This is a genomic window from Mesorhizobium sp. M7D.F.Ca.US.004.03.1.1 (assembly GCF_003998635.1).
GTDB classification, from domain to species: domain Bacteria; phylum Pseudomonadota; class Alphaproteobacteria; order Rhizobiales; family Rhizobiaceae; genus Mesorhizobium; species Mesorhizobium loti.
On the sequence record NZ_RZQG01000582.1, the window covers coordinates 1 to 3,864 of the forward strand.

A 3,864-nucleotide genomic window follows, 5' to 3' on the forward strand; every position below is an offset into this window, starting at 1 on the left:
CTCGTAGCCGATGCGTGCCGCATAGGCGATCTCGTCGGGGGTGAAGACGATTTTTGCCCCGTCGGTGAAATCGCGAGGGTAGATATGCGCCACCACCGGCATGCCGTAACGGGCCGCCGCATTCACCGAATCGGTCAGCCAGCGTATGTATTTGCCCTCGGTCGCGCCGCGCACCGGAATGGCCACGGCCAACGCATCGGCGCCAGCGCGCACCGCATCCTCGGGCGTTGCAATCAGTTCACTGATGCGATCGTCTGGGGTGAAGCAGCCGGCCTGGATCACCAGGGAAGCCTTGCCCGCGTATTGCGGCCATAGATGACGCGCGGTGCCAGGCTGGATGCTGACGTAGTCGGGTTTGCCCACCATGACGCGTGCAAGCGCGCCCGGCAGGTCGGCAAGACCTCCTTTGCGCACGTCGCCATAGCCGACAAAGTGGTCGACCGCGCCGCCAAAAAGATTTCCCGATGGGTGTGAGAAGAGGCGCGCCAGGCGCACCTTGGTTCCGAGGCTCATGAGTCCAAAACTCTCCAATCGATTGATTTAAAAACCCTAGACCCAGTGTTTGCGAAAGAAATGATAAATGCAATCTTTCGAAAGCTTTCGAATTCGCATATTTTTGGTAGAGTGAACCGAGGCCAGGGCGATCGCTTGGCGCATGGAGGCAAGGACAGGGCAATGTTGTCAGAGCAGAGACGCCAATCGATCCTGGGTGAAGTGCAACGCAGCGGACAGGTTCGCATCAAGGACCTGTCAGACGATTTTGGCGTGTCGGAAGTCACGGTGCGCTCCGACCTCGAGATACTGGACCGCAAGGGACTGCTGACCAAGACCCGTGGAGGCGCGGTGACCCGGACCACAGATTCGACCACGGCCGCGTTCGCCCGGCGAATGCAAACAAACCTCGATGCAAAGAAACGCATCGCCCGGGCAGCGGCAGAACTGTTCGAGGACAACCAATCGGTCATCTTCGACGGCGGCTCGACGTTGATGCAGGTTGCCATGCTGTTACCTCCGCTCAGCAATGTCGTGGTCGCGGCCACGGCGATGAATATCGTGCAGCACCTGATGCATCGGCCCGGGCTCGACGTTCACATGATCGGTGGCCGGGTCTATCCAGACACGGTGAGCACGCTGATCACCGATGCCGACACGGCTCTCGGCGGCTTGGTAGCGCATCAGGTCTTTGTTGGAGCGCATGCGATTGACTCGTCACTGGATGTGGTCGACGTGAACGAAGACATGGCGCGAACGAAGCGAAACCTCGTGCGCATGGCCCGGCGCGTTGTCCTCCTTGCGGATTCGAGCAAATGGGGCGTCAGCGGGACCTCCAAGGCCTTTTCCCTGTCGAGCGTCGATGTTGTGATCACCGACGATGGCCTGTCCGGCCCGATACGCAGCCAGCTTGATAGGACCGGGGCCAAGGTGATCTATGCCTGACCCCGTCGCGGTCCCTGGCCGTGACGGAAATATCCATTGCGCTCACAACCCACGGAATCCGCAGCGGCGGTCGGCCGTTTTTTCATGTCTATCATTTTCTCCTCCTAGGGCTGGCAGCCTCCCGATATCGCGCCAGCATTTTCGCATGTTGTATAAAAATTTTACGCGCGTCAATATTTAAAATGTTGTATAGCCCTTTGCGAAAGCGATCCGTTACCGGCTGGACGGATTCGACAGACGATGACCGCGTTGGGAGGTACGATCGAAAATGCACGGAAAATCAAAGACGAAACTCGGGATCGGCGTCATCGGATGCGGCAACATCTCGATGACCTATCTGCGCAATGCCGCCCTCTTCGGCGGCATCGAGTTGCGCGCCTGCGCCGATATTTCGGCCGACATGGCGGCGGTGCGGGCGAAGGAATATGGTATAAGGGCGCTCGGCGTCGATGCGCTGCTGGCCGACCCCGAGATCGATCTTGTCCTCAACCTGACCATTCCGGCGGCGCATTTCGACATTTCGTTGGCCGCACTTTCGGCCGGCAAGCACGTCTTCACCGAAAAGCCGCTCGCCACCTCGGCCGCCGATGGACAGCGCCTGGTCAACGAGGCGAGGTCACGCGGCCTGCTGCTCGGCTCGGCGCCCGACACTTTTCTCGGTGCAGCCGGACGCCGCGCCCGCCGGCTGATGGACGAGGGCGCCATCGGCCGCCCGGTCACCGGCACCGCCTTCATGATGGGCCGCGGCATGGAGCATTGGCACCCCAACCCGCAATTCTACTATCAGCCGGGCGGTGGCCCGGTGTTCGACATGGGGCCTTACTACCTGACCATGCTGGTCAATCTGCTAGGCCCGGTCGAGCGCGTCATGGCGATGGCGACGCGCGGCCAGGAGGAGCGGCTGATATCAGCCGAAGGGCCATTCAAGAACACCACATTCAAGGTCGGCACGCCGACCAACGTGTTGTCGTTGCTCGAGTTCCGCTCTGGTGCGACCGTCACCTTCGTCGCGTCGTGGGATGTCTTTCGCCACTCCAATCATCCGATCGAGCTGCACGGCACGGAGGGCTCGCTGCGCTTGCCCGACCCCGACACGTTCGGCGGCACCGTGTCGCTGTCGGAACGCGGCACCGAGTGGAAGGATTTTGCCAGCGAGGGCGATCTCTATGGCGCCCGCAACTGGCCTTATGCGGCGCCCGACCGCGCCAACTACCGCATGCTCGGTGTCGCCGATCTGGTGCGCTCGCTTCAAACCGGCAACACGCCACGCGCCTCCGGCAGCCTTGCGTTGCATGTGCTGGAGATCATGGAGGCGATCCTGCGCTCCGGTGAAACACGGGGCTCGGTCGCCGTCTCGGGCGATATCGTCCAGCCGGCCCTGCTGACCGAGGAAGAGGCAAGCGACCTGCTGGCCTGAGGGTATGATCATGACGCTCGATCCGGATGCGCTGCGCGTCCTCGACATCGGTCGCGCGGCCGGCGGCGCGCCGTTCGAGAACGGTAGCGTGGCGGCAGCACGCGCCGCTTACAACGCCTCGTTCCCGACGCTGCAGGGCGAGCACGAACCGGTCGCAACGACTTTGGAACGGCAGATCGACGGGCCGAACGGCCCCATCACCGTCCGCATCCATCGCGGCGCCGGCGCACCGCAAAGCGGGGCGCCGGCGTTGCTCTATCTGCATGGCGGCGGCTGGGTCATCGGCAATCTCGATTCGCATGACGAGATCTGCCGCTCAATGGCCAATCTCGGCAACGCCGTCATTGTCTGCCCCGATTATCGCCTGGCGCCGGAACACAAATTTCCCGCCGGGCTGGAGGATTGCCTGGCGACACTTCGCTTCATGGCGCAGAGCGCCGCCGCTCTCGGCATCGACAAAGCGCGCATCGGCGTTGCCGGCGACAGCGCCGGCGGCAATCTCGCCACCGTGCTGGCGCTGCTCGCCCGCGATGGTCTGACGCCGCCGCTTGCCGCGCAGATCCTGATCTACCCCAACACCGATGCACGGCAGACATCGGACAGCTACCGGCGTTTCGGCGAAGGCTTCGGGCTCACCGCAACCACCATGGCATGGTTCCGCGACCATTATGTGCGAACGCCCGACGACATCATGGACTGGCGCGTCTCGCCCTTGCTGGCGCCTGATCTTGCCGGCGTCGCGCCGGCCTTCGTGGCGCTGGCCGGCTGCGACATCCTCGCCGACGAAGGGGCCGCCTATGCGGCGCGCCTGCAAGCCGCGGACGTGCCTGTGATCCTGCGGCAGTGGTCGGGCCAGATACATGGCTTCATCTCGATGGGGCGCCACATTCCCGCTGCCCGGCAAGCGGTGGCCGAGGCGGTGGCTGCCTGGCGCCAATTCGAGAGGGGTCGCTGACGATCAGGCCGACTGACGCATCACCAGGGTGGCGCCAAGCTTGACCGTGCGCGCC

At 63.3% G+C, this 3,864-nt stretch carries 3 protein-coding genes and 1 pseudogene; 3 read left to right on the forward strand and 1 reads right to left on the reverse strand.

Annotated elements, in window-relative coordinates:
* Nucleotides 1-513 (reverse strand): annotated as a pseudogene (locus EN935_RS25790) (aldolase); the annotation flags it as partial.
* A 162-nt stretch (nucleotides 514-675) separates the two neighbouring features.
* On the opposite strand from EN935_RS25790, the gene EN935_RS25795 reads away from it, so the two are divergent.
* From EN935_RS25795 to EN935_RS25805, 3 genes are all read left to right on the forward strand, one after another.
* Entirely contained in the window at nucleotides 676-1,437 is a 762-nt protein-coding gene (locus EN935_RS25795) for a DeoR/GlpR family DNA-binding transcription regulator (RefSeq protein WP_126068254.1), read from the forward strand.
* Nucleotides 1,438-1,705: 268 nt separating this feature from the next.
* Complete coding sequence (locus EN935_RS25800) at nucleotides 1,706-2,854, forward strand: Gfo/Idh/MocA family oxidoreductase (RefSeq protein WP_127262268.1); 1,149 nt, start codon at nucleotides 1,706-1,708, stop codon at nucleotides 2,852-2,854.
* A 10-nt stretch (nucleotides 2,855-2,864) separates the two neighbouring features.
* Nucleotides 2,865-3,809, forward strand: coding sequence for an alpha/beta hydrolase (locus tag EN935_RS25805; protein ID WP_127262269.1), 945 nt, complete (start codon nucleotides 2,865-2,867; stop codon nucleotides 3,807-3,809).
* The last annotated feature ends 55 nt before the right edge of the window (nucleotides 3,810-3,864 follow it).

Coding starts and splice junctions, on each gene's coding strand:
- EN935_RS25800 (WP_127262268.1), top strand. CDS start 1,706: ATGCACGGAAAATCAAAGACGAAACTCGGGATCGGCGTCATCGGATGC.
- EN935_RS25805 (WP_127262269.1), top strand. CDS start 2,865: ATGACGCTCGATCCGGATGCGCTGCGCGTCCTCGACATCGGTCGCGCG.
- EN935_RS25795 (WP_126068254.1), top strand. CDS start 676: ATGTTGTCAGAGCAGAGACGCCAATCGATCCTGGGTGAAGTGCAACGC.